This window comes from Enterococcus sp. AAFC-DPL-6103, assembly GCF_058216595.1.
Window position 1 is genome coordinate 543,358 of the sequence record NZ_CM177102.1, and the last position, 26,956, is coordinate 570,313.

A 26,956-nucleotide genomic window follows, 5' to 3' on the forward strand; every position below is an offset into this window, starting at 1 on the left:
TGATCCACGTGTCGAATTGAATATCAGATTCAAGCAAAACTAAGACATGAATTTCTTCGTGTCTTTTTTTTGTGCAAAAAAAACAGATGAAAAGAGGAAAAGAAGTGAAGAATACGAGTAAAAATGTAATGAAAAAAAGATTGATGGCTACAATGATGTTGGGTGCGACTGTGGCAGGTGTTGCGACAACAAGTACCATTGTACTTGCAGAAAAAGGCAATGAGCAAAAAGTAGAAAGTCCAACAAAATATGAAAAAGCACTAGGAAAATCAGATGCAAAAAAAGCAATCAGTTCGTTTGCTTCAAGTGATTATATTTCTGTACTCGATGATCCAGAATCAACAATTGTAGATGATAAAACAATCATTTCTTCTGATTATGATTTCTCGGCTGGATTCATTGAAGGAAAAACAACCGTTGAAACAATTGGTGAAGGATGGGAAGATGGCTTACGACAACCTGATGGTTCGTTAAGTTCAAGAGGAATTCATATCAATGAGAAAGACATTGTCAAAGGTGAAACAGGTGTCATTTATCACCATGTTTCGGCAAACGGACAAGATGTTGATATGAAAATGACTGTAAAAGACTTTACTGGTTATAAACAAGGTCAGATTGGTACTTTAGCGATGAATGTACAAGATCAAATCGGTTCATGGATCAATCGCATGGTTGATATTACGTTTGATGTGGAATTCTTAAAAGCTGGTACAAATGAACAAATTCCATTAACTGGTTATTACACATGGTCAGATATCGACTGGCTACAGTCCGTCACAATCAACAAGGGAATGGTCGATAAATCCGATGGTATTTTAGTTTCTTCAGATAGTTGGTTACAAACGAAAACATTAGAAGATGGCTCAAAAAAATTCGCTGAAGTGAACAATGAAGGTAGTGACGATTTGGATCCATGGGCCATGTTTACGGTGTTATTCCGAGATGTATCTGATTTTAGTTATACATTCAGCACGAATGCTGATCCTGCAAAGGAATGGACGGACGAAAACGACTGGGAGTACGCATGGCAAGGAAATACGGCAGTGAAACCTGCGCAGTCAGAAGTACCTGCGCCAACGAAAGTAGTATCCGATTCTGATGAGTTAGATGTAATCAATAATACGTTAAACGAAATGAAAGAAGGATTCACTTATACGATTTATCAAATTATTCCCGGTGAACTAGAAAAATTCCACCATAAATCATATGAATTGTTAGATACGATTATTCCAGCGCTAAAACGTACGTCTGATGTTAGAACTTCTGATGAAACAGGAACAGACCGTTCAAGTTGGTTTAAAGATATGTCTGAAGGCAATAATATTCGTATGGTAGCGACTGAAGAAGCATTGAGTAATCCAGATTTCTACGCACATACGTACTCTTTCGAATTTGATACGGAAGTTCGAGCTGGAGCTGATTTATCGGAATATCTAGGTGAAGACGGATTGTATCATTTCCCGAATGAGGCAAAGGCGATCATTGATGGTGAAGAAAAAACAACACCACCAACTGACACAGTTGTAAAGGATTATGATTCTGATCCACAAAAATATAATGTTGACGAAAATGGTGAAGAAACAACTGATGCGTTACAAGGAAAAAAAGGTGATAGCGTAAGCTATTCTATTCGTAATCAAGCACCGTATTCAATCGCTGGAAAAGAGTTTTCATTAACAGATAATGTTTCAGATTATGTTGATATTGATTCTGATTCCGTCAAAGTAGAAATGACTGATGACAACGTGTCTGAAAGCAACAGCAATGTAGATAATTCAACTACTGATGTAGAAGATGAAGATTTGAAAGTTACGTTGAACAAATGGATCGTTAAAGCAGAAGAATATCTTGCTGATTCAAAGAGCTATGATGAAACTGCAATTGCGACACTACAAGAGTTCACAGACACAGCAAAAGAAGATTTAGCGAAAGAAGATGTATCAGATAAAGTTCTACAAACAGATATTGATGCGTTGATTTCAGCAATCAAAGTATTAGATGAAGAGGTTGATTCTGATAAAGATAAAGACACGTCTACTAGCAAAGAAACAGTCGATGTGAAAGATGCGAAATGGACAGATATTACGTCTGAAGGGTCATTAACTGCAGACAGTAAAACAGGACAAATCAAGTGGACGTTATCAAAAGAAAAAAGTTCACTATTAGCAGGCAAACACTATCGTTTAACATTTAGCGGAACATTAAGCAAAGATTTAGACTACTCATTACTTGAACAAGAAGATGGCTATGCGATTGTACCAAACGTTGCAACTGAAACAATTGGCGATAATGACAAAGATACAAACGAAGTGGATCGTTTAGTTCCGGAAGACGAAAAACCAGTAACGCCAACTGATCCAGAAACGCCTAAAGAACCTGAAACGACGCCTTCTGAAGCACCAAAAGAACCTGTTGAAGAAGATACAGGAGCAAAAGTCTTGCCTTCAACCTTACCTAAAACCGGAGTACAAGAAGAATCAGATTCTAAAGGTGTTGCGAAAGCATTAGGAGCTATTGCCGGAACAACCGTTTCATTATTTGGTTTTGCTAAATTCTTCAAGAAATAAAGCAATGAAATAAAACAGGAAGAAGAAGGAGCAATTATTCCTTCTTCTTCTATTTTTAAGGAGAATATATGAAAAAATTTTTAAAAACAAAAAAGGGAAAAGTTTTAACACTTATTGCTTTGATTAGTATTTTTGCAGTAAGTAGTTTTTTAGGTTATCAAACACTAACAGATTCTAACAACGTTCAAGTAACAGAAGAAACAGTATCTAGTGAAGCAGTAGAAGTACTAAAAACAAGAAAAGGTATGAATACAGATGAGCGTATTCAATTAGCGAATGATGTCAGTGAGTTAGACGAGAATGGCTTTGCTGATTACGAAGCGATGAATCGCCCAACGTTAGAAGAAATTGAAGAAGCGCAAGCACACGTAGATGATCTAAATGCAATGTATGTTGGAACTGTTGAAATTCCTTCAATTAACCTTGATCTCAATATTTTAGAAGGTACAACATACGAAAGAATGTTGTACGCAGCAACGACAATTTTTCCTGATTCAGTAATGGGTAAAGGAAACTATGCATTAGCTAGTCATAACATGGGTCAAGAAGGAATGATGTTTACTTCACTTCATAAGGTAAAAGAAGGTGATGATATTTATTTGAAAAATAATGAATCTGGGAAAACATTTCATTATCGAACAACGTCTGTAGAAATTGTGAATTATAAAGATACGTCATGTCTAGAAGATCAGGATGAGGCAGTCGTTACATTAATTACATGTGAAAATATTTATGACACGACTAATAGAGTAGTGGTGCAAGGAGAACTTGTAGAATAAAGAGTATTGTTCTGTTACTAAGTGATAGTAAGGGACTTGTTGGGAGGAAGTTAATTGAATATAAGTGTGAGACTTTATTTGGCAAATGAAAAAGAATACAGAAAAGGAAACCGAATTTCAAAATGGTTTGAGTTACCTGTTTCTAAAGAAAAAATTTTTAGAGAACTTAATATTCATAAAGGAGATTTTCAAGAAGAATGTCTTATTTTAATATATGAAGCTCCTTTTAAAATCACTTCGAGGAATTCATTGAACGACTTAAATTATTTTGCGGATGTATTAAAAAATTTGCCTAAATGGATTTCTGATAATTTAGATGAATTAATAGGAGGGCGAGGAGATGAGTTTCTATTTGATGTTTTACTATCTGGAGGCAAGTGTTTTCAACAAATAGAAGGAGTAAATAATTACACGAGCTTAGGAAAATATTTATTAAAAAAATATTTTAATAATGTAACTAGTTCTGGATTCACTACGTTTTTAGATAGGTATTTTGATTACCAAGGATTTGCTGAAGAATGCAGTGATTGGGGATTTGATGGGAATTATTACTATTTCATAGATGGGTTATGTATAGAATTGAATGGAGCTCATTTGATGTAGTGAAAATTAGAAAAATTGTAAAATTTAATTTAAAACAAAGCGAAAAGTGACTTTAGGAACTTATCACTTTTTTGTGAGGAGTGAGAGAATGATCTTATTAAAATCTATTATTCAATGCTTGAACTTTATGTGTGAGGTTTAAGTAAATGATAAAAAAATTATTTAGATATCGTGGTCGGCGTATTCGTTATTCGAGTAGAAATTTGTTAAATCTATATAGAATGTTGTTGATTGCTCCTGTAGTAGCAGTTTTGGGTTACTTTGTTGCATATGAACAAATCTATCCTTTAGTGACAGAAAATGTGAAGGAGTGGCAAGTTTATGTGATACCAGTGCTAGTCATTTTAGGTGGTTTGGTTGGGTCACTATTGTTAATGAACTTACTGATAAAATCTTCAATTATTCGATCTGGGTATTTTTCGAGGGTGGAACAGCGACAAGTGTTAGCTCGTATGTTGATTGATAACAATTACTATACAAAAAAACAAGTTAAAACAAATGATGGCAAGATGAAGGAAAAAATCAAATTTCCGAAAGTCCATTACAAATCGTCAAAAGAGAGTATCTTCGTTTCGTTTGAAACTTCTGGAAATAGATTTCAAGAAAAATTTGAATCAATTGGTGGTTTTTTAGAAACAGCTTTTCATGCAGATAATATTGCTACAGTTGACGAAAAAGGTTTCATTATTTATGAACTAGTTGTTGATGTCTACGATAAACGTATCTCGATTACAGATATGAAAGCTGATAAAGGAAAAGTTCAGTTGATGAAAGGCTTGTATTGGCATTTCGATAAAGACCCGCATTTATTGTTAGGAGGCGGAACTGGTGGAGGAAAGACGTTCACTTTACTATCGCTAATTTATGCGCTTTGTGGTGTGGCAGATATTGAAATTTGTGATCCAAAGAATAGCGATTTGATGGCGTTAGGTAAACTTCCTTTATTTTCGGGAAAAGTCCATACTGGTAAAGAAAATATTGTGTCTTGTTTGAAAAACGGTGTTGAGTTAATGAACAGTCGTTTTGAAATGATGAATAATAGTCCTAAGTACACAATGGGAAAGAATTATGCTTTCTATGGTTTGAAACCAAAGTTTATTATCATTGATGAACTGGCTGCTTTTAAAGCAGAGCTAGCAAGTGACTATGGAACAGAGGGCGAATTTGATGAGTATTTGTCCCAATTAGTTCTAAAAGGTCGTCAATGCGGAATCTTTCTGATAGTCGCTATGCAACGTCCCGATGGGGAATTTATTAAAACGGCTTTACGTGATAACTTTATGTTTCGTATGAGTGTTGGACGTTTGTCAGAAACTGGTTTATTTATGATTTTTGGTGATGAAAATAAAAATAAAAAGTTTAAATTTGTTGAGAAAATCAATGGATTAAATGTATATGGTCGTGGTTATCTTGCTCGTGGAGGAGAGATTGCTCGAGAATTTTTTAGTCCACTAGTACCTGATAGTTTTAATTTTATTGATGAGTTTATCAATATAGGTAAAAAATTAGGCTGTGGATCGGTTTCAAATGAATTAAAAGTAGAATTATCAAATAAAATTTCTGAACATTTAGAGAAAGAAAAAGAAGCACTCGCAGAAGCTGACCCAGAATTTGAATCACAACAAATAGAATTAGATCAGCTAAGTGAAAAATTTGATATTTAATTGAAAGGAGATTATTAAATGTATTCGTTTGATCAAGTTTTAATCGAATTAGACAATGCAATTGCATTGAAAACATTAAAAAATTGGGCGAATAAGATAGAAAAAATAACTGATAAAAAATTTGAACGTAGATATGCAAAAAACGTTTCAGGGCATACTTATAGTTATAAAGTTTTTTCATTTAAAGATATTGAAGATTTTCAAGAACTAGTTCGTTTAAGAAAAAATGATGTGCCTTTAAAAGAAGCCATGTTACAGGTTTTTTTATCAGAAGAAAATAAAGAATTCTTTTTAGACAAGCAAGAATTTAATGAAATGAAAGAAAGTGTGAAATCCTTACTCAAATTGAGTAGAGAAATTAGCATAGAGAATGCAGATTTAAGGAGAAGATTAAACATTTTAGAGAAGAAACTCGATATAGGAGTATAACGGCTGTTTATTCTAAAGATTGTTGCTAATGATAAGTGGGACAGTGGCGTAGCGAAGCGAGAGCCACAGTCCCACTTTTAGCAACGAAAATCTTTTTGAAATAGACAGACGTGAGGTGGGCGTATGCCCACCTCACGAAATGAACCCCCGTTTTATAACATGGGGGTAGAATTGACAAACCCATTGAAAAAAGTTAGTTACTTCCCTTGTCCCGCAAGGGATACAGCGATTCAATTTTTGTCACATTTTTTGAGTATTCTTGTCACATTTTTTGAAAGTAGGTTTTTAATTGTGAGAGGTGTTGATTTAAAGCGATATAGAAAAGAATTAGGTTTAAAACAGAAAGAATTAGCAGATAAGCTGGAAATTGAGCGAAGCCTGATTTCAAAAATTGAATCTGGTAAACGTACAATTTCAAAAGAACTTGAAAAGAAAATTATTAAAGAGCTTCATTTATCTGGTGGAATTGCTTCTGTAGAAGCAAAAATTGACTTTTTAAGAGTTCGTTTTAAAACCTTAGATGTTCAAACGATAATCGAAAAATTACTTCACATGGATATGCAGTGGTTTACACATGAGCCAAGAGGCTTTTATCACTATACAGAAACATTTTCGTATGGATCAATTCGTTTGTTTAGAAATCCAGAAAATACGAATATGGGAATTATGTTGGATTTGTCTGGTGAAGGTTGTCGTCAATTAGAAGAAATTTTTGAGGAAGATAATAATCGCAGTTGGACTGAATTTTTTCGGTCACTTTATGATGATGATATTTTTGGTAAAAATATTGTTGTTGATACAAAAATTACTCGTATTGATATTGCGTTAGATGAGCTAATTGTTGACGGACAAAAGAATTTTGACTTGTATCTGTTGAAAGAAAAAATGGAAAAAGGTTTAGTCAGTACGACATTTAAAAATTTTGATTTTAACGGTGGGTTTGCTTATGAGGGTGGAAAGATGGTTAATAAAGGTCTTTCACTTTACTTTGGTAGCCGTCAATCACCACTCTATTTCAACTTTTATCAAAAGGATTTTGAACTAGCTCGAAAAGAATCTATATCAGTTGAAGAATCTCGTGAACGTTACAGAATTAAAAATCGTTATGAAATTAGGCTTTCTGATGAGAAAGCTTTTTTGTTTGTCGAATATTTTCTTTCAAGTGGTGAAAGTCTTGATTGGTTAGTAAAAGAAATCGTCAATGCGTCTTTAACAGTCTATGAAATCGAAGATGACATGAAGGTTTACTGTCAAGAATGGTATAACGTTATCGACAAATTGGAAGGTTTAAAACTTTCGGTTCAAGGGGAGAAACCTTCAATTGAGAAAACTCTTCGTTGGTTATCAAATTACCTTGCGCCTTCATTGAAAATGATTAAGTTGATTGATAATTATTTAGGGACAAATGAATTGATGGAAAGAATTGATTTTGCGGAATTGAAAGAAAAACATGAGGAACTGATCGAACAGGTTTGTGTTGGTGCAAAAGATTTATTGCTTACTACAGACAGCAACAATGAAGTACATGATTATATGCGACAAGAATTTGAGTTAGAAGAAGAATATCCATTCTGATAAAAGGTGGTAAATGTTATGGCAGAAAGAGAATTTATTGTAAGAATTACTAAAGAAGCTTCAAACCTTACTAAACGTTTAGATCAAGCAGTAATAGATTTATTAAAAATAATGGATAGAATCAAGTCTTTAGATAATTCTGGTGAACTTGATCTTTTATTTTTAAAAAAGAATTTTGAAAAATATGCTATGCAAATTGAGATACTGCAAAAAGAAATTAAACGTATTAGACATTTGTTTTCGATTTATAGTGAAGAAATGTTGGTTTCGGATAAAGTAATTTGGGAAGATTACTACAGAATAGAATATAAGTTTCAAGCTACGGTAAAAGAGTTTATGTATTTTACCGAAGAATATAAATATTTTGTTCCCAACAATGCAAGTGAGTTGCAACAAAAAGTCCGAGATATTCTAACTAAAAAAGGGTTTATTATTGATGGCTATTTTGAAGGTGACTATGTAACATGGATTGGTGTTTATGCACGTCCTAAAGATATGCCCACTTATCTTGATCCGTCAAATGCAGAGGAAGCACGTTTGCAAGAAAAATATAGTGTAGATGGTTTCAAACAAGATTTTTCAGAATGGTTTGAGTGGGAAATTCAAAAAGGAAAATTGTTGGAGAAATAAGTATCTGAGTAAGAAGTTTAATTCTTGCTCTTTTTTTGTGTTTTTTGAAGGGAGGTGAGAATATGTTACGAAAATTGGATAAAGGGTTAACGAAAAACGAGTATGTCATTCGGTATATGAAAGATTTTAAACGTCTAGTGTTAACTGGTGATCGAGTGAGAAACCTAACCGCTCGTGAAGAAGCATTGTTGAATTGTGAGGAGCGTATGGCTGTTTTATTTTATGAACAATTTGTTCGTAATCATAAACGTGCGCCTGATTTATCAATTCTGGAAGGTGAAGTTAAAAGTAATTTTTTAGCTCGATCTAAAGTATTTGCTCATGTAACAAAAGTAACGACTGAATATGAATTTGTACAACTTCATATCAATCAAATTCGTTTGTTGAAACAAATGAAAGGCGATCTGTATTCACCTGATAACTACAATCGAGTGTTAGAACATGAGAAAAGAATGGCTCAACAATATTTTCGCAAGCATGATAATTATCCTGCAGGGTACGAAATTTTGCGAATCAGCCAATCTTATGATGTGGTCGAGCAAGGACTGAAATGTCTTTTAAAAGATTTTTATGAAATTTATCGTTGTGAATATCGTAAATATCAAAAAATGGCGTAACTAGATTAAAAATAGAGGGGAGTTTTGAAATGAATGAATTTAGACAGTTTTTTAGAGAAGTAATGAGAAAAGTTGGACGAAAAATTGCGATTGAACAACCATACTTAACAAACGATCAAATTGATCAGGCGATTGTTTCTTCTCCAACGATTGAGGAGCATTTTTATACAAAACGTTTTTCTGAAATGAATCAATCTGAAAGAGAAGAATATGGTGAAAGATGTTATCGAGAAATGTATAAAGAAACCAAAGATTTTTTAAAGAAAAATAAGTTGTGGCAATAATAATGAAACAAAATATTATGCCCGTTTTTCGAGAAAAAAGTGAGTTTTATAAAAAGTATGCTAGGTATTCTGTACCAGAAATGCTAAGACTTCATGGATTTAGTGTAACTATAAATCCGATTGATGATGAAGATATTGTTCATATTGAAAAAACAAAAGCATTCTTGATGAATAAAGGGATTGTTGGTGAACCACTTTACTTTAAACAAGAATTTTTTGCTGAGTATCCTTTAGAACATACTTGCTTGGTTGTAGAGGGCTACTACCAACGAATGCCAACAGGTGAAAAAAGGTATAACAGTTATTCTTATAGCTTTTATAAAGCTAGTTATCAATCTCATTTGGGGACTGTAGCGAATCGAATGTATGCAGAAAGAGTGAACAAAATAGTGTTTTTAAATACATTTGAAAAAAATTTACATTTAATTGAAGGAGGAGGAAATGGATTTAAAAAGGATTAAGAAAAGAGAAAAGAAAGAGAAAGTGCCGTCTGTAAAAAAAATTACGCAAAAAAAAGCAAATCGTTTTGTTTTGGTAGGTCTAGTTATTCTCTTTGTTTTTTCTGTGATTGGTGTTATTCGAGCGAATGTAGTGGCAAGTAATTTTACTCGTTTAAATGCAGAAGTTAAAGCAATCAATCAACAGTCAACTAAAAAAGAAGTTGTGAAAAAAGAATTTGATGAATCGGCTCTTTCTTTTTATGCTCAAAATTTTGTGAAAGAGTATATGAATTACAATACGAAATGGGAAGATGATGACAAAAAATCTCGTTTAGATCGCTTGTCAAAGTATTTATCATTTGATGTAAAAAATGTAGATGAAACAGAGAATCACACGAAAGATTTTGTGCGTAAATTTAAAGAAGCAAGTGTTATTCAAGTGGAAGAAACAGATACAAGCAAGCTTGTTCATGTAAATGTTGTCTATGAGTTAGAACAAGAGAAAAAGACGGAAACCATTCAAGAAGAAATGATTCTTCCGATTCAAGCTAAAGATAATTTGTTTTCAATTGTTAGTCGTCCTTATTTTTTAGCGACTACTTTACCGCAAGGAAAAACAGAAGCTTTAGAAGCAGTAAAAGAACAAGTTGATGTTCCAATAAAAGAAAAACAAGACATTGAAAAATTTTTAAAAATGTTTTTTGAAAAATATGCAAATGGTAAAGAAGAAGATTTGATGTTGTTGATGAAAGAACCAGAAAAAGCAACTGGTGCAGATAAATTTGTTTCTTTTGATACGAATGAAATGAGCTATTTTGAAACAAATGAAGAAGGTGTTCGTGGCGTTCAAATGTCGGTTACGTTTAAAAATAGTGAAACGGATTTAAAACATACAGAAGACTTTTCACTTTGGATTTCTAAGACCGAAAATTCTTACTTTGTTGATACATTTAAACATTATTTTACAGAAAAGGCAGGTAGTTAGATTATGGATACAGCAAATTTGGATAGTTTTTTAAAATCAGGTTTTATTACCATTTTAGCGTTTGGTGTTATTGTTTTAATTTTGAAGCATTGGAAAGGTGCGGAGTGGTTGAAAATCGGTTCGGTTATTTTGATTGCTTTGATCTTGAATGATTTTGCAATGAATCAAGGGAAAAATGTTTTTAACTTAGTGAAATGGGTATTGAACTTGTTCGGAATCAGTATGTAGAGAGGTGTAACTATGAAATATTATGATTATTCGAGGGGCTTAAAAGCCCCTTATTCTGTTCAAGTGATTAAGTCTCCGAAAGGAAAAATTGTTTGGGTGTTTGCGCAACCAGTCAGTTTGCCATACATACTCATGTTGATTTTTGGGGTGATTGTGGTAGCAGTTTTCTGGAAAACGGTTCGATTACCAACAATTTTTGGCGTGAATTTAAATTTTTTGCTCATGCTTTATTTACCTAATAAATTAGCACGTTTCTTTTCTGAAACTGAATTTGATGGAAAAAATGCTTTTGGTTTTATAAAGGATTTTCTTGCTTACGTGAAGCAATTTGTTTTAGATAATCGTCCAATCGTAGCTTTTGAACGTGTGAACGAAATAGAAGAATTTTCATTTAAACGATAATGAATAGTTAGGAGGAAAGAGATGCAACTAGAGTATCCATTGATTGAGCCAAGTAAAAAAAATATAGTATTAACACAAGAAAAGACAGCGATTGCTTATTATCGCATTCGCTCTGAAACAATGACTTTAACGGATATAGAAAAGAAACAAAAAACAAAGAAAAAAGTAACTCGTGCATTGAAACGGTTAAAACAAAACGGTGGTTTTGAAATTGATTTATTACCTGTCAATGCAGATATTCGTGGGAAAATGGGTGCAATGCGTTCCTTAATTGACCAAGAAAATTATGCTGTTGGCGTGGATAAATTGAAAAAGACTTCTGTTGTCTTAGAGAATGAAATGGGTATGGTTTACGAGTATACATGGATTATTGGTGTTCCGTTACCTAAAAAAGATACTGCAGTAGAACTGAAAGAAAGTTTCACCAAAGCAATCGACCATGTTTCTGAAAAAGTAGTTAAGGGGATTGGCTTTGATATTACACTTGATGAAGATTGGGCAAAAAGTTACCACGATCAGGAACAAGAAGTGTATCAAAATTTGTCTGAGTTATTAGTCGAGCGTTTGACAGAAGATGAATTGTATTATTATCAAGCATATCAATTCTTAAAAAATATTCCCCACGAACGAAAAGATATTCTTTCAAGTCAAAACTTAGATAATTTGATGGCAACAAAAATCAAACCATTGTTTTCTGGTGGTTTACGTTTTAATTGTGAGTATGGCGAAAGCTATGTTTCTTATCTACCTGTAGGAGATATGGGTGTCTTTCTTGATGGCAATCATTTACTAGAAATTACTCAAAAGATGCCTTTTCCAGTAGAAGTGAAGGTACAGGCAACTTTTGCGGAAAGCAAGGGACAATTAGCGCTTTCTGGGCGTTCTTCTCGAGCACGTACTCGAACAAAAAATATCATGCAAGAAGCGCATTTGGCAGGCTCGAAACAAAAAAGAAAAATCGTTGAAGGACAATTATCTTTAGATGATTTAGACCAAAAAATTGATGATAACGTGGATATTATTGATTGGAAAACGGTGATTGTTGTTAGTGGAAATACGAAAAAACAAATGCGTGCTCGTAAGAAGTACCTAATTAACCGTCTAGGAAGTCTAGGGATTCCATTATTAAAAGCGACATTTGACAACCCTTATCTCTTCCAATCAACGTTATACGGTAATTTTATGCGTATGAAAAACGCTAAATGGCAACATACTAGTACTGTTGAAGCGCTAGGAGAACTAAACTTTTTTACGTCACTGAAAGCTGGCACCAATTTAGGTTATTACTTTGGTCGTGTGGATACGACACTTGAAGAAAAAGAAGATCGAAATAGTATCATTTTAAATTCTAAGAATTTAATTTACATGAATATGTTTTTAGGAAATAAGCAGGACGTGAAAGGAAAGAAAACAAATAATCCGCACTGGGCGTTGACAGGCGATACAGGAAATGGAAAGTCTGTGACAGCTAAGAAGTTATTTATGGAATGTGCTACTTTAAAAGATAAAGTCTTGTATATTGACCCTAAAAAGGAAATGCGTCGTCAATTTATGCGAGCAATCAATAATAAAGCTTATCAAAAAAAATATCAATTAGATGTTGATTTTGTACGATCATTTAACTTTGTAACATTAGATGTTCGCGATCAAAAAAATCGTGGTGTACTTGATCCAATCGTTTTATTCGATGAAACAGAAGCAATTGCGACAGCGAAAGCCATGTTGACGAATATTTATGAAGGGACATGGAATCTAAAACAAAAAACAGAAATTAACGAAACCATTGCGAGTGTCGTTTCTGAACGAAAATTAGGAAAACAAGTTGGTTTTTGGCATGTGATTGAACGTTTGGCAGAAAGTGAAATTCCTGACGTTAAAGATATGGGACGTTTTTTACTTTCAACGGTCAAAGGATCAATTTTAGAATTAGCTTTTTCTCATGGTGAAGTGGAAGGACTATCTTTTGAGAAGAAAGTAACGATTTTAGAAATTGAAGATTTAGATTTGCCAACGGATAAAGATGAACAATTAGATGAAAATAAACGATTATCTGTGACGTTGATGTTTGCGTTAGGGACATTTTGTTCAAAATTTGGTTCAAGAAATCCAAAAGAAGAAACTGTTACATTTTTTGATGAGAGCTGGATTTTCCAATCTTCACCTGAAGGAAAAGCAATTTTAAAATCAATGAAGCGGATTGGACGATCATTTAATAACTTTTTAGTGTTAATCACACAATCAGTGAATGATTTAGATGATAAAGACGATGGTATGGGCTTTGGTACAGTTGTTTGCTTTGATGAAGTACAGAATAGAGAAGGTATTTTACAGCACTTAAACTTGCCAATTAATGAACAAAATATGAAATGGGTATCGAACATGGTACAAGGGCAGTGCTTACTTAAAGATATGTTTGGGCAAGTGAATCGTGTGGTTGTTCATGTCATTTTTGAGGAATGGTTAGAACTATTTAAAACAGTTGATGATACGGAAGCCTCGGTTATGGAAAATCGTTTTTCAGCGTAGAAAGGGGCTTATAATATGCAGTATTTAATTGATAGTTACAATGCTTATACAGTAGGCGGTGGCTTGTTAGATAAAGGGTGGCAAGTCGTCAATTGGTTTTTTGTAGATATTCCGTTTTTTGTTTTAAAATTGTTTGCTTCATTTTTTCTTTTTTGTGAAAATGCGTTGAACCGTTCCGATTTTTTTATTGACCAACAAACTTCGTCTTACAGTATGTCGGTTAGTATTTTGAATAATTTCGGGGGAAAGAATATAGGTGGAGGTACTTTACTGGGACTAGCAGTGATTGTTAGTTCTTTTTATTTGCTCTATATGTTCTTTTTCAGTTCAAGAAATTTTTCAAAAGTACTCTTACAGTATTTGTTAGTTGTAGCAGTATTTTTTGCTTGGTTTGGTCAAGTTTCAACAACTGGACAAAACGGTGTGCCAACTACTTACAATACGTCAACATTTTTAATTAAGTCTGTGAATGAGTTGACGAAAGATGTACAGAAAAACTTTATTGCGGGGACAAGTTATGGAAAAGATGAGGGCTCAACAGATGATGACGGTGTGTATCAAAGTCCATTATTTGATGCTACGGTAAAACAAACTTTTAACTATGTGAACAGTGGTTCGTTAGACGGAAAAATGAAGAATGGCGAAAAGCTAAATTATAGCAAGCTATTAGAAAAGCCTAATTTGACAGATGATGAAAAAGAAGATTTTACAAAAGCCAGAACTAAGTATATAGAAGGATTAGAAAAGGAAAACCCATATTTTGAACAAAACGCAAATAAGACAATGGAAAAGGCTTTTGCAGTCTGGGTAGGGATTGTTAATTTAGGTATTTTATCTTTTCCTGTGCTGTATATAAATGTGATGTTAACAATCATTCAAATCATTGTTAATTTGTTAATTTTAGTCTTTCCAATTATTGTTTTGTTCTCGTTCTTTCCAAAGTGTCAAATGATGATGTTCAAGTTTTTTAAAGCATTGATTGGAATTTTATTTTTACCGATTATTTTTGGTGTATTTCTGTCTGTGCTTTTTTGGGTAAATAAATTGATTGATCAGGCATTTTTAGGAATGGTGGAAAAGATCAGTGATAGTTTACTAATGGTTTTAAGTGGGGGGATTATTCTACTTGGAACGATGCTTGTGATGATTATTGTGAAATTTATTTTCTTACGAAAACTCTGGAAAAATCGTTATAGAATCTTGACTTATTTTTCTGATGGTCAAATCGAAAAACCTGTTTTTGAAAGCAAGGTAACAGAAAAAGTGCAAGAAACTTCTGAATTTGGCGTAAATGCAGGAAAAGCTGGCTTGGGTGCTTATACTGGAAATATTACATTGGCGCTAGAAGGAGTTTCAAATCTATTACCACAAAATGATAAAGCGCTGAATTTGGGTCGGGAATATTTTGCTTATGACAATGGCACGTCTGAATTAGGTCAGAGTTTATCTTCTTTGTTTAAAACAAGAACAGAAGATGAAGATGAGTTGCCAATTGAAGCAGAAGATATTGCTGAAACAGAAGATATGGAAAATATATCAGAAGGTGGAGAAGAATCACCAGATGATAATTTCATGAGTGAAGAAAAACAAGACGATAATATGCTTGAAGCAGATATTGAAACGCTCGGTAGTGAGTATGAAGATGAAGACGCAATGAATGAGTCTGAATTAGGAATGTATGATGAAGCTTCGTTACCTTCTGAATTAGAAATTGAAGCAGATGTGTTAGATGTTCCTGAGTTAGATCAATTAGAAGAACAAAACAATGAAGATTATTCGATTGAGTTAGAACCAAATGAAGAAAATGAAATGGAACCAATTGGGCGTGAGAATATTGAATCTTCTGAACCGATTAGTGATGATGTCGTTGAAAATAGTATGAATGTAGTTGTAGATAATTTTGATGAGTTGCAATTTGAGAGAGACGAACGAGCTTATTTTGATGGTGAATCAGACCAAGAATTGATTGTAGGAAATACGGAAAATGCTTTAAATAATGTGTTCTCTTTTTATCATTCGGAAGAAAATTTTAGGAATTTAGAAGCAACAGAAGAAGAATTTTTCGGTTCAACATTTGAAGAAGAACGTACTGATTTTGCGGAAGGCTGGTAATTTTAACCAGCCTTTTTTTATTTGAAAAAAGTGAGGTGTGTCATGAAAAAAGTAATTTATTTTATCTTGGCGTGTAGTGTCTTCTTTTTATTACCATTTATTTTGTTTTTAGGCGTTTTTTCTTCTGGAACTGCTGGCGATTCTTCTCATTTTGATCCTGAAACGCCACAGGAACAAGTTGCGCTTGATGTTGCAAATTTTGTACAGGCGAATGGTGGCACACAACAATTTGCGGCTGCTTGGCTTGGGAATATGGAACATGAAAGTGGCTTGATTCCTTCACGTATTCAATCGGATTTACCGTTTAACGAAACAACAGCGTTTAATCCTTCGATTGGAGGTTATGCAATGGGTCTGGGTCAATGGGACTCCAGTCGGCGTGTTGACCTGTTGAATTTTGCTAAAAAGGGGAGTAAGGATTGGAAACTTACGGCAGTCCAAATGGACTTTGCTTGGAACCATGATGGTTCTGATAGTGAATTATTGAAAAAAATGTCAAAAGGTACAGATGTAAATACCTTAGCCGTCGATATTTTGAAAAATTGGGAACGTGCAGGCACAAAAGATGATCCGATTGAGCAAACTAAAAGAAAGACGAGTGCTAATAATTGGTATAAGAGACTTTCAACTGGTTCGATGGGAAATGGTTCAGCAAATATAGGTGGGGGAAAAATTGATGTTTTAGAATCTGTGATGGGACAAACGATTAACGGCGGACAATGTTATGGTTTAACCGCATATTACGTTGAAAAGTTAGGTGGTCCACAAATGATGGGTTCAGGACATGTGTTTGCAGGGGCTATTGGTAGTGACTACGATTGGGAAAAAATTGGTTGGGAAGTGATTTTTAATCCGAAAACTTCTGATATAAAAGCAGGTGATGTAATCAATTGGCCGGGTGGTGAAGCATTGTCGCCGGGAATATACGGTCATACTGGCATTATAACTAGCGTAGAGAAAGATGGAAAATTTACCACTTATGAACAAAATGCGGAACAAGGGCAAATTTGTGCGAAATACAATCGGCAGTGGGGAAGAGAATTTACAAAAGTTGCGAGTATTGTTAGAAAAAAATAGGAGGTTAGCGCATGTTTAGTAAAAATAGTCTGTTAACGAGAAGGCAGATAAAAGAAATTTGTATAAAGTTTGACTGTAAGAAGAATGAATTTGTTGTTAGAAAATTTCAAGATGGTTTTTTGGTTTCTGTTAATAATAAAGAATATCGAGTGAAGTTTTCTGATGGAATGTTTTCTAAAATAGTTTATTTGAAAGAAATAAAACGTGTACAAAGATTGGGGAAAGTAGGCACTGTATGAAGAAAAAATGGATAACTTTATTGTTGTTAAATTCAGTATTCTTTTTAGATGCCTGCTCAGATAATAATGAGGAACAAACAACTGTTTCTTCTACTGAAATTTCTGTTGTGATGAGAACAGTTGATGATGTGGGTGAAGAAACTAACGACGAAATCGATAGTAGTCAAGTTTCAGAAACGAAAAGTTCTACTTCAACAATGGTTACAGTTGAAAAAAATAAAGAAACGGATAATGAGTTACTACAAAAATATGGTGAAGCCTATGCAAATTTTTCTAGTATCAATGATCGGAACGAAAAATTAAAACAACTGATGACTAAAGAATGTATTAAGAAAAATGGAATTGATGTTAAGACTGCACTAAAACTTCAAAGTAGTGGGAAAGTAACATCAATTTATCAAAATGACGAGGAAGAATATGCTGTATTACTCGATTGTGTACAAAATGGTTCAAACATTCGTATTATGTTATTAGCGAAAGTTAAAGATAATAAGATTTCAGAAATGACTTATAACACGCTAAAACAAGAATATTAAATAACGAAATTATTTAATATGATTATGAATCCTTATGATATAATATTACTATATTCTTAGGAGGATAAATGACATGAAAAAATGGTTATTATTGTTTGTTGCAATGTTTAGCATGATTACATTAGGTGCTTGTGGGTCCAAAATGGATAAAACGGGTGAAGAATTTAAAAACAAAATTATTGAAGAAGAGTCTCGCATTGATGATGAAAAATATAATGAACAAAATTTTAGTTTTTTAATCTATAAAGATAAAGATAGTAATCGTTATCTCGCTGATGTGTGGATACCGTATGAAGGGAAAGATAGTGAACTAGAACATTATTATTCGTATGATGAAAATAAAGAATTAGATACTGAACCATTTAACGGTGGGGATTCATTTGACTATGTAAAATCACAAGGTAATTATGAAGTGATCTATAAATCAGGAAAGTTTAAGTAAAGTCAAACACGAATAATAAAATTTACTGAAGCCGAAATTTAGTTGGAAATAGGTGAAGAAAATTAAAATATCTGGACGCTTTAAGTTCGGATTTAGGGCATTGCTATTTTAGCAGTGTCTTTTTTTGTTGTTAGAAATGATTAGGAGGGCGTTGAAAACATTGGAGCAATTAGAAAAGACGTATGACGTTATGATTGATCGAAGTCGTTTGATCGAATTAGGTTTTAAGCCAAGTCAAGCTTCAAAAATTATTCGAGAAGCTAAAGAATATCTAGCTAACGTCGAAGGAATAAAATTTTATAGTGGAAGACAAGTAGCTGTTGTTCCTGCAAGGATTATCCAGAAGCTATTTTATATTGAAATTGGGTAGGTGAAATTTTGGCTAGAGAAAAAAATATTTATAAAGATAAAGAAACGAAGAAATGGTTTTTTCGAGCATATTTAGGATATGATACGAACGGGAAGAAAATTCAAAAAACTAGACGTGGTTTTAAAACACAAAAAGAAGCAAAGATTGCATATGATAGATTTATGTTAACTCATGAATTTAATCGACCGATTACTGAACTAATGTCGAATACTAATAAAATGACATTTGAAGATTTTTATAAAATTCGTTTTGTTAAATGGTATGAAAAGCAAGTGAAAAGTCAAACGTACGAAAACTCTCAATATATCTACGAGAACAAGCTTAAATATTTTTATCATATTCCTTTAGAAGATATAACAATGCAGGATATTGAGGACTGGATGTTTGAATTGAGTAAAACAACAACTAGAAATTCAAGAATAGAATCTCGCATTCAGACATTATCTAGTTCTTATATCAATCGAATTAGAGGACATTTAAAAATTGTGTTGGATAGAGCATTAAGAGAAGGCTTAATACAATCAAATCCTATTGATGATGTTTCTAAAATTCCTATTGAAAACCATAAAGTTGAGTTTTGGGAGTTAAAAGAATTTCAAAAGGTACTAGATGTTATTCCAAACAACAAAATACAATTTCATCATAGAAGGATTGTTTATGAGTTACTTTTTTATACTGGAATGCGTATTGGTGAATTACAAGCATTAACGTGGAATAATGTTAACTTCAAAAAAAATACTATTACAATAGATAAGACACTTATTTATAAGACAAAAAATGATTGGTATCTATCAACACCTAAAACAAAGAATGCTTATCGTACGATTGGCATAGGAAAAGAGCTTTCTGAAAAGCTAAAGAAATGGCACACATTGCAAGAAGGGATTGGTAATTTTGACTATGTTTGTCAACTGGATGGAACTTTTACACCAAGCTATTCATTTTCTAATTGGTTAAAGTCTTATGCAAAAGAAGCAAATGTAAAAACTATAAAGTTGCATGCGTTAAGACATTCGCATGTAGCTTTTTTAATTGAACAAAATATACAACCACTAATTATTCAAGAAAGACTAGGACATGCTACCATTCAAATTACTTTAGGAACATACGGGCATTTATATGCTAAGTCTGATGAAAAAGTGGTACAACTTATTGATCGAGTGCAGTAGAGGACTGTTATATGCAAGGAAATCTAGTATATTTTGAATATCTCGGTCTACCAATTTTCTACCAAAAATAGTGTAAACGTTGTTAAAATAGGCTTAGATAGAGCTTGTTTGTTAAACAAAATGTATCGCAAATGATGGCAAAACTCAGTAAAACTGGCGGAAACTCAAGGGTTAAAAAACTTTGTTGACGTGCTTTTAAAAGCTCAGTTTTCCAATTTTCTACCAAAAAAAAGCGTCTTTTTAGGCGCTTTTTTTACCTTCCCACAATAAAAGTGAGTTCTCACAGAAATCTTTTGAAGCGAAAATTGAAGGAAATCGTTTATATGATCGTGGATCAACAGACATGAAGAGTGGACTTGTAGCAATGGTTCTCGCGATGATTGATTAAAAAAAAACTGGAAAAACATTTAATGGCAAAATCAAATTATTGGCTACAGTGGGTGAAGAAGTAGGGGAACTAGGAAGTGAACAATTGACCAAAGCAGGATACGTAGACGACTTGGATGGATTGATCATTGGTGAACCAACCAACTACAATTTGATGTATACTCACGTGGGTTCAATCAACTACACTGTCGCATCATATGGTAAAGAGGCCCATAGTTCAATCCCGCAAGAAGGATATAATGCCATTGATCAGTTGAATGAATTCATGACGAAAGTCAATACAGAGATGAAACGCATGGCAGAGACAGTCGAAAATCCTGTTTTAGGTCGGACAATCCATAACGTAACAATTATCAATAGTGGAAATTAGGTAAACAGTATTCCAAGTTATGTACAGCTACAAGGAAATATACGCTCGATTCCAGAATTTTCAAATGATAAAGTCATTGAATTGTTGCAAAAAATCGTGGATGACTTGAACCAAGAAACTGAATTTAAACTTGAGTTAACAATTGATCTCAATAAAATTCCGGTAAAAGCAAATCCCGAATCTTCTTTGCTCCACAGTATCCAAAAACTATTTGAACAGCCATTCCCACTATTTGGTGCTGCTGGAACAACTGATGCAGTTGAGTTTCCCAAAGCAAAACAGCTATTTGATTTCGTTGTTTTTGGGCCTGGTGTACCAACTTTGCCACATCAAGTGAATGAGTATGTTGAACTTGATAATTATTTAGCGATGATTGATAGCTATCAATCAATTATTTTGGATTATGTAGCCTAATATAATAATATACGGTACTTTTTTTTTGTAAGATATAAATTTCATAATAGTTTGCAATTAAGGCTCAAGACTGGTTAGTTAATGACTGACCAGTCTTTTTACGAAATTTAGTTAATCTTTTCTTGCAAAATAGAGTAAGCGAACTTTTTGACTCATATAGCAATCGAGAAATATGAAAAAGAAAGTAGAACAAACGATTAATTTAACACAATGGTCAGTTCAGTAAGGTCTCCATTTCTTAGTTATCTGAGGTTATCAAGCGAACTATTTTTGATTACGTAAATAAGATGTTTACTTTTTCTTAAACAAATCCAAAAAAAAGACAAGATTTCAATCATAATTTCTTCACAATTACGTTCTATTATAAATACATACCAACAAACAACCCTATACTTTTTCATTTTTACTCCTCAAGTAAAAATAACTCCTAAGACCGCGGCTACCCACCGCGGTCGTTTTTTTTTTAATCAAAAAAGAGAAGCATACGATATTTACCGCATGCTTCTCTTTTGAAATGCAGATTTTGAGTATCAGATTACTATCTAGCTGGAGCTGACAGCTTGGAGTCACACTCTTTCCCTCGGTGTCCCCAAAAAAACTCCTCCATATAGCTTGCATTTACTTCAAAAGATGAAGAACTATTTTTGTCAATTATTTATTATTTTGTCGGAACCAAACGCTCTACGACACAACCTTATTCCTCAATCATAGTTGCCTTAATACCAAATCCTGCCAAAATTCGAGCAGAAGTATAGGTATTCAACCCTTTTCTAAAAGTAATAAAAACTTGTTTATCTTTAGGAATCTCATCTACTCGATCACGCAATTCATTCATCGGGATATTTTTGGTTGCCTCAATACTTCCCGACTTAGGCTTGTCTGCCTCTCGGATATCTAAAAAGAAACTGTTTTGTAATTCTTCTTTGGTTAATTCACTTGCTTTTATTGTTTTCACGGTATTGTTTAGCTGATTGATTGCAACGTAGCCAGCGATATTCAATGGATCTCTAGTAGTTGAATAAGGTGGAGAGTAGGGCAACTCAAGATCTGGTAAATCAAAGACAGTTAAGTTTCCAGTAATAGCAACAGATAATTCACCGATTCGTTTGTCTACACCATGTTCACCAACTGCTTGACCGCCCAAAATTTTTCCAGTTTCTTCTTCAAAAATTAGTTTGAGATTTAGTCGAGTAGCACCTGGATAGAAATTTGCATGGTCGAAAGGAGTGATAAAAATCGTTTTATAGTTAGTGATACCAGCTTCTTTTAATTGATGTTCCGTAAGACCAACATAACTTGCAGTATAGTCAAAGATTTTTGCTACACCGGCACCAATGTAACCGCGATACGTAAAAGGTGCACCATTGACGATATCTGCCAGTAGATGTCCTTGACGATTTGCAGCACTTGATAACATACTTGGTGTTGGTTGATGCGTAATTACACTGGTTGTTTCGATAATATCACCGATGGCAAAAATATCAGGAAGATTCGTTTTTAATTGGTTATCAACGATGATTTGACCACTTTTACTCATTGAAATACCAGCAGATTTAACAATTTCATTATTCGGTGCTACGCCTGTAGCAAATAAAATCATATCAGGATGTAGAAGAGCTCCGTCTGATAATTGAACTTCGTTTCCTTTTTGGCGAATGTCATTGATATGTGTATTTAAATGAACAGTTAAGCCTTGTTCAATTAATTTATCATAAACTAAATCAGCAATTTCATGATCGTAAGGAAAAGCGACTTGATCTAACTGATCGACTAAAGTAACTTCCATACCGCGATGTTTAAAGTTTTCAGCTAGTTCTAATCCCATGACTCCAGCACCTAAAACTAAAACATTTTTTGGATCATTTTTTTGAATGAAGGATTGGATTTTATCAGCATCCGTCACACTGCGCAAAACAAAACCATTTTCGGCTTGGTCTGCACCAGGAATTGGTGGTAAAGTTGGGCGGGCGCCCGCAGAAATAATTAGATAATCATAATTTGTTTGGCTGACATGATCAGTTGTTAAGTCATGAATAGTTAATTCTTTTTTATCGGGATCAATTTTTGTGACTTCATGCTTCGTAAACACATCAATATTATTTTTGATTTTTAAAATTTCAGGTGTTCGTTCAATCAATGAATCACGGTCATCGATCACTTGTCCGAGATAATAAGGAAGTGCACAACTAGCGTAGGAAATATGTTCACCTCGTTCATAAATCACAATTTCATGCTCTTCATTTAATCGGCGTAAGCGAGTCGCAAAGGAAGGACCACCAGCAACGCCGCCAATGACTACAAATTTCATAAAAACAACTCCTTTTCTAATTTGAATAGTACTATTTTATTTACAATCCAGCAAAGAATTGTGCCGGAGCAGAGGAAGGGATAAAAATGGATAAAAAGAAAAAAGCATGCGAAGCGAAAAAAGTCGCAACATGCTTTTTGGTAAGTAAATACTTGCTTTATTTTGTGTTGAAGATTTTGAATTTTTATATCAGACGAGTGTCGTGTATCATAACTTTTTAGTGTTCACCAAGCAGCTCCTTGAAATCATGTACAACTGTCTAAAAATATGAGAAGCTATTTTTGTCAGTTGCTCATTATTTTTTTCAGAGCTGATCGCTTGGAACCATCACCTTATTCATACTGTTCCAACTCAATACTCAAGTTTTCCCAAGCAACCAATTTTTCTTCTTGCTCAGCTCGCGCATGTTCCAATTGTTTGTTCAGATCGTTTAATTTTACATGATCGTCAAGAATCTCAGGATGGACCATTTCTCTTTCTAACTGTGCAATTGTTTCATCCAATTGCGCCATTTCTTCTTCGACTTGCGTAATTTTCCGACTTAAACTACGCATCAATTTTTGTTGTTCCTTACTTTGATAGTAATTTGATTTGCTAGTAGGTGTTTCAACGACTTCTGTTTGTTCTTCTTTTGCCAAAAGTTCTGCAATTTCTTCTTCTTCCTGTTTCTTTTCCAAATAATAATCATAATCTCCAAGGTACATCTTGCTACCATTTTCAGATAACTCAACCACCTTCGTTGCGATACGATTGATAAAGTAACGGTCATGAGAAACAAAAAGCAGGGTGCCATCGTAATCAATTAGCGCGTTTTCTAGCACTTCTTTGTTATCAATATCTAAGTGGTTTGTTGGCTCGTCCAGTATCAAAAAGTTTTCTTGGTTCATTGCTAGTTTGGCTAACGCAACCCGTGCTTTCTCGCCACCACTTAATAATGGAATCGTTTTTTCAACATCTTCGCCAGAAAACAAAAAGGCGCCCAATGCACTACGAATTTCTTTTTCCGGTAAAGTAGGATGTTCATCCCATAATTCTGCCAAAATTGTTTTATTTGTGTGTAAGTTTGCTTGACCTTGGTCATAATAGCCAATTGTTACGTTGGTTCCAAGGTGCTGAGTTCCTCGAATAAAAGGTAGCTGATGAATAATAGATTTAAGCAAAGTTGACTTGCCAATTCCATTTGGTCCAACGAGAGCAATTGCTTCTTGGCGTCGAATATCTAAATTGATTGGTGCTGATAATACCTCACCATCGTAGCCAATTGCAGCATCTTCTACTTGTAAGACAACATTTCCAGAAGGTTTTTCTGCATGGAAAAGGAAATGGGCTTGTTTTTCATCACCTAGAGGTCGGTCTAAGCGATCCATTTTTTCTAGCGCTTTCCGACGACTCTGAGCACGTTTGGTTGTTGATGCGCGCACAAGATTACGAGCAACGAAGTCTTCTAGTTTGTGAATTTCTGTCTGTTGTTTCTCATAAGCTTTCCAATCACTTGCAAGTTGTTCAGCTTTTAGGTCAAGATATTTGGAATAATTTCCTTTGTAATGACGCATTTTTTGACGACTAAGCTCATATACTTCAGTGACAACCTTATCAAGAAAATAACGGTCATGTGAGACAATCAGTAAAGCGCCAGTGTAACCTTGTAAATAATTTTCTAACCATGAAAGTGTCTCAATGTCTAGGTGGTTAGTAGGTTCATCAAGAATCAAGATGTCTGGATGCTGCAAAAGCATCCGAGCTAGTGCAAGACGTGTTCGTTGTCCACCAGATAAAGTATCGATTGTTTGATCGTAAAAAGAAGGATCAAATTTGAATCCATGTAAGACGGAACGAATTTCGTTTTCATAACCGTAGCCATTTTTATCGGAAAATTCGTGTTGTAATCGATCATATTCTTTTAAAAAAGAATCATAAGCAGGTGTTTCAGGAACTCCTTCACTGATTGCAACCTCTAATTCGCGCATGCGTTGTTCCATTTTGCGCACTTCTGCAAAAGCTTTTAGCATCTCATTCCAGACAGTTTCATTAGAAGACAGCCCAGTGTCTTGTGCTAGATAGCCGAGTGTGGCTGTCTTATTTTTGGTAATCGCACCTTCATCAGGAGCTTCTAGACCTGCGATTATTTTTAGTAGCGTTGATTTTCCAGCACCATTGCGACCAACTAAGGCAATTCGTGCGCCAGTGCTGATTTCTAAATGAATATTTTGAAACAAAACGTCCGCACCAAAATGGCGGGCGACTTGGTTGGCTTGTAATAAAATCATCGAATCCTCTTTTCTACTTTGTGAATTCTTCTAGGAATAAAAAGTAATTTTCAACTTGTAGTCTACCATAAATTCATTAAGACTGCGAGATTGGTGACAATGATAAAAAGATGAATAAAGAATAAAAATTCACAATATCCGAGCAATCAAATTGATTTTTTCCCATGGATACTGCTATGATGGGTAAATCAAAGAGAAATTAGAAACTCGTGGAGGTAAGCAAGTGAAAGATCATATAATTCCAAAGGCAACAGCGAAACGTTTGCCCTTATATTATCGTTATTTGAGAATTTTAAATAATGCTGGAAAGAAAAAAGTTTCTTCAACTGAATTAAGTGAGGCAGTCCAAGTCGACAGTGCAACGATTCGACGTGACTTTTCTTATTTTGGAGAACTAGGAAAACGTGGCTATGGGTATGACGTGGAAGATTTAATGCACTTCTTTGCTAAAACGCTAAATGATGATCAACTAACAAATGTTGCCTTGATTGGTGTCGGTAATCTAGGAAGCGCCTTGTTAAAATATAAATTTCATCAAAGTAACAGTATCCGTGTTAGCTGTGCTTTTGATGTCAATGAAGAAATCGTTGGAAGAATCGTTGACGGTATTCCCGTTTATCCGATGGATGATATGATGGAACAAATCAAGATCCAACAAATCGAAGTAGCTATTTTGACTATCCCTGCTTCAAAAGCACAAGAAGTAGTAAACCGTTTAACTGAAGCAGGAATCAAGGGAATTCTAAACTTTACCTCTGCGCGATTAAACGCGCCAGCGGATGTTTTGATTCAAAATGTGGATTTAACAAATGAATTACAGACATTGATTTATTTCCTACATTCAGATGCAACTTTAAACACAACGGATGAAGAATAATCTAAAAAATGTTTGTGTTAAAATAAAACATTTATCAATTTAAAACCGCCTAACATCCATTTATATAAATGGATGTTAGGCGGTTTTTCTATTTGAGCTACGTTTGTCACTGACCCTTTTTTCTATTGAAAATTTCTGCATAGCTTGGTGTGGTATCAATCTGGACTAGCTGAGTTAAAAGGGATTCAATTTTTTTTAAGTCAATGAAACGTGCTTGACGAGCAACTTCTTTTCCTTTGTGGAAAATCAAAATCACTGGGGCCGTCAAAACTTCAAAAGTACTAGCCACTTCAGGAACCTCATGAGCATCTAGATGTAAGGCAGGAAGATCGAATGAGGACAGCAACTTCTGTAGACGTGGCTCAATTGCATGACAAACACTACAATGAGGCATGGAAAGAAAAAGAACAATCGTGTCTTCCGTGTCAATGCGGTGCAGCGCTTCTGATAGCTGAGTTGTTTTCTGCATTCAAGTGACCTCACTTCTCATTTTTATTTTCTGTGACTAAATGTAGTCGGGAACGAGTGAATTGTCAATCAAGTTGTTTTTACAAAAAAAGAAGCTAAAAGATAAGAGAATAGTAAAGTTTTTTTCTGAACTTGTAATTCTTTTAGGAAAAGCGTATATTATTTTGGCAAATGACGTTGAATGAGAAGGA

At 34.0% G+C, this 26,956-nt stretch carries 25 protein-coding genes and 1 pseudogene; 23 read left to right on the forward strand and 3 right to left on the reverse strand.

Features of this window, described 5'->3' with window-relative positions:
• Positions 1-104: 104 nt before the first annotated feature.
• The 22 genes and pseudogenes from AC4BC3_RS02650 to AC4BC3_RS02755 form a co-directional block, all read left to right on the forward strand.
• Positions 105-2,567, forward strand: coding sequence for a hypothetical protein (locus AC4BC3_RS02650; protein ID WP_490466903.1), 2,463 nt, complete (start codon positions 105-107; stop codon positions 2,565-2,567).
• A gap of 68 nt (positions 2,568-2,635) precedes the next feature.
• Positions 2,636-3,346, forward strand: a complete 711-nt coding sequence (locus tag AC4BC3_RS02655; protein ID WP_490466904.1) for a class A sortase — start codon at positions 2,636-2,638, stop codon at positions 3,344-3,346.
• A gap of 54 nt (positions 3,347-3,400) precedes the next feature.
• Entirely contained in the window at positions 3,401-3,949 is a 549-nt protein-coding gene (locus tag AC4BC3_RS02660; RefSeq protein WP_490466905.1) for an antirestriction protein ArdA, read from the forward strand.
• 146 nt (positions 3,950-4,095) lie between these two features.
• On the forward strand, positions 4,096-5,613 hold the full coding sequence (locus AC4BC3_RS02665) for a cell division protein FtsK (protein WP_490466906.1): 1,518 nt from the start codon (positions 4,096-4,098) through the stop codon (positions 5,611-5,613).
• Positions 5,614-5,631: 18 nt separating this feature from the next.
• Positions 5,632-6,042: a P-loop NTPase family protein gene (locus tag AC4BC3_RS02670; protein WP_490466907.1), complete on the forward strand. Its 411-nt coding sequence runs from the start codon at positions 5,632-5,634 to the stop codon at positions 6,040-6,042.
• Positions 6,043-6,333: 291 nt separating this feature from the next.
• The gene (locus AC4BC3_RS02675) at positions 6,334-7,617 is read left to right on the forward strand and encodes a replication initiation factor domain-containing protein (RefSeq protein ID WP_490466908.1); all 1,284 of its coding nucleotides are present in this window, start codon (positions 6,334-6,336) and stop codon (positions 7,615-7,617) included.
• Positions 7,618-7,635: 18 nt separating this feature from the next.
• Positions 7,636-8,247: a Phi-29-like late activator gene (locus AC4BC3_RS02680; protein ID WP_490466909.1), complete on the forward strand. Its 612-nt coding sequence runs from the start codon at positions 7,636-7,638 to the stop codon at positions 8,245-8,247.
• A 62-nt stretch (positions 8,248-8,309) separates the two neighbouring features.
• Entirely contained in the window at positions 8,310-8,864 is a 555-nt protein-coding gene (locus AC4BC3_RS02685) for a hypothetical protein (RefSeq protein WP_490466910.1), read from the forward strand.
• A gap of 29 nt (positions 8,865-8,893) precedes the next feature.
• The gene (locus tag AC4BC3_RS02690) at positions 8,894-9,148 is read left to right on the forward strand and encodes a hypothetical protein (RefSeq protein ID WP_490466911.1); all 255 of its coding nucleotides are present in this window, start codon (positions 8,894-8,896) and stop codon (positions 9,146-9,148) included.
• A gap of 2 nt (positions 9,149-9,150) precedes the next feature.
• On the forward strand, positions 9,151-9,609 hold the full coding sequence (locus tag AC4BC3_RS02695; protein ID WP_490466912.1) for a hypothetical protein: 459 nt from the start codon (positions 9,151-9,153) through the stop codon (positions 9,607-9,609).
• On the forward strand, positions 9,590-10,573 hold the full coding sequence (locus AC4BC3_RS02700; RefSeq protein ID WP_490466913.1) for a conjugal transfer protein: 984 nt from the start codon (positions 9,590-9,592) through the stop codon (positions 10,571-10,573). Before AC4BC3_RS02695 ends, AC4BC3_RS02700 begins: the two co-directional genes overlap by 20 nt.
• Before the next feature lie 3 nt (positions 10,574-10,576).
• On the forward strand, positions 10,577-10,801 hold the full coding sequence (locus AC4BC3_RS02705; protein ID WP_490466914.1) for a hypothetical protein: 225 nt from the start codon (positions 10,577-10,579) through the stop codon (positions 10,799-10,801).
• Positions 10,802-10,813: 12 nt separating this feature from the next.
• On the forward strand, positions 10,814-11,203 hold the full coding sequence (locus AC4BC3_RS02710; RefSeq protein ID WP_490466915.1) for a conjugal transfer protein: 390 nt from the start codon (positions 10,814-10,816) through the stop codon (positions 11,201-11,203).
• 21 nt (positions 11,204-11,224) lie between these two features.
• A complete protein-coding gene (locus AC4BC3_RS02715) occupies positions 11,225-13,729 on the forward strand; it encodes an ATP-binding protein (protein ID WP_490466916.1) in 2,505 nt (834 codons plus the stop codon).
• A 15-nt stretch (positions 13,730-13,744) separates the two neighbouring features.
• On the forward strand, positions 13,745-15,841 hold the full coding sequence (locus AC4BC3_RS02720; RefSeq protein ID WP_490466917.1) for a TrbL/VirB6 family protein: 2,097 nt from the start codon (positions 13,745-13,747) through the stop codon (positions 15,839-15,841).
• Between the two features lie 42 nt (positions 15,842-15,883).
• Positions 15,884-16,918 carry a phage tail tip lysozyme gene (locus AC4BC3_RS02725; protein WP_490466918.1) on the forward strand — a complete coding sequence of 345 codons (1,035 nt, stop codon included), beginning with the start codon at positions 15,884-15,886 and terminating at the stop codon, positions 16,916-16,918.
• A gap of 11 nt (positions 16,919-16,929) precedes the next feature.
• Entirely contained in the window at positions 16,930-17,157 is a 228-nt protein-coding gene (locus AC4BC3_RS02730) for a hypothetical protein (RefSeq protein ID WP_490466919.1), read from the forward strand.
• Positions 17,154-17,693 carry an EF0163 family protein gene (locus AC4BC3_RS02735; protein ID WP_490466920.1) on the forward strand — a complete coding sequence of 180 codons (540 nt, stop codon included), beginning with the start codon at positions 17,154-17,156 and terminating at the stop codon, positions 17,691-17,693. Before AC4BC3_RS02730 ends, AC4BC3_RS02735 begins: the two co-directional genes overlap by 4 nt.
• 73 nt (positions 17,694-17,766) lie before the next feature.
• A complete protein-coding gene (locus AC4BC3_RS02740) occupies positions 17,767-18,135 on the forward strand; it encodes an LptM family lipoprotein (protein ID WP_490466921.1) in 369 nt (122 codons plus the stop codon).
• A 160-nt stretch (positions 18,136-18,295) separates the two neighbouring features.
• On the forward strand, positions 18,296-18,505 hold the full coding sequence (locus tag AC4BC3_RS02745) for a DUF3173 family protein (protein ID WP_242589953.1): 210 nt from the start codon (positions 18,296-18,298) through the stop codon (positions 18,503-18,505).
• A gap of 8 nt (positions 18,506-18,513) precedes the next feature.
• Entirely contained in the window at positions 18,514-19,674 is a 1,161-nt protein-coding gene (locus AC4BC3_RS02750; protein WP_490466922.1) for a site-specific integrase, read from the forward strand.
• 292 nt (positions 19,675-19,966) lie between these two features.
• Positions 19,967-20,845 (forward strand): annotated as a pseudogene (locus tag AC4BC3_RS02755) (ArgE/DapE family deacylase); the annotation flags it as partial.
• Positions 20,846-21,539: 694 nt separating this feature from the next.
• Here the strand turns inward: AC4BC3_RS02755 and AC4BC3_RS02760 are convergent.
• Positions 21,540-23,153: an FAD-dependent oxidoreductase gene (locus tag AC4BC3_RS02760; protein ID WP_490466923.1), complete on the reverse strand. Its 1,614-nt coding sequence runs from the start codon at positions 23,151-23,153 to the stop codon at positions 21,540-21,542.
• A 332-nt stretch (positions 23,154-23,485) separates the two neighbouring features.
• On the reverse strand, positions 23,486-25,420 hold the full coding sequence (locus tag AC4BC3_RS02765) for an ABC-F family ATP-binding cassette domain-containing protein (protein ID WP_490466924.1): 1,935 nt from the start codon (positions 25,418-25,420) through the stop codon (positions 23,486-23,488).
• A gap of 223 nt (positions 25,421-25,643) precedes the next feature.
• On the opposite strand from AC4BC3_RS02765, the gene AC4BC3_RS02770 reads away from it, so the two are divergent.
• Positions 25,644-26,297: a redox-sensing transcriptional repressor Rex gene (locus AC4BC3_RS02770; protein ID WP_206907060.1), complete on the forward strand. Its 654-nt coding sequence runs from the start codon at positions 25,644-25,646 to the stop codon at positions 26,295-26,297.
• Between the two features lie 106 nt (positions 26,298-26,403).
• Here AC4BC3_RS02770 and AC4BC3_RS02775 read toward each other — a convergent pair whose 3' ends face one another.
• Entirely contained in the window at positions 26,404-26,766 is a 363-nt protein-coding gene (locus AC4BC3_RS02775) for a thioredoxin family protein (protein ID WP_490466925.1), read from the reverse strand.
• Between the last annotated feature and the right edge of the window lie 190 nt (positions 26,767-26,956).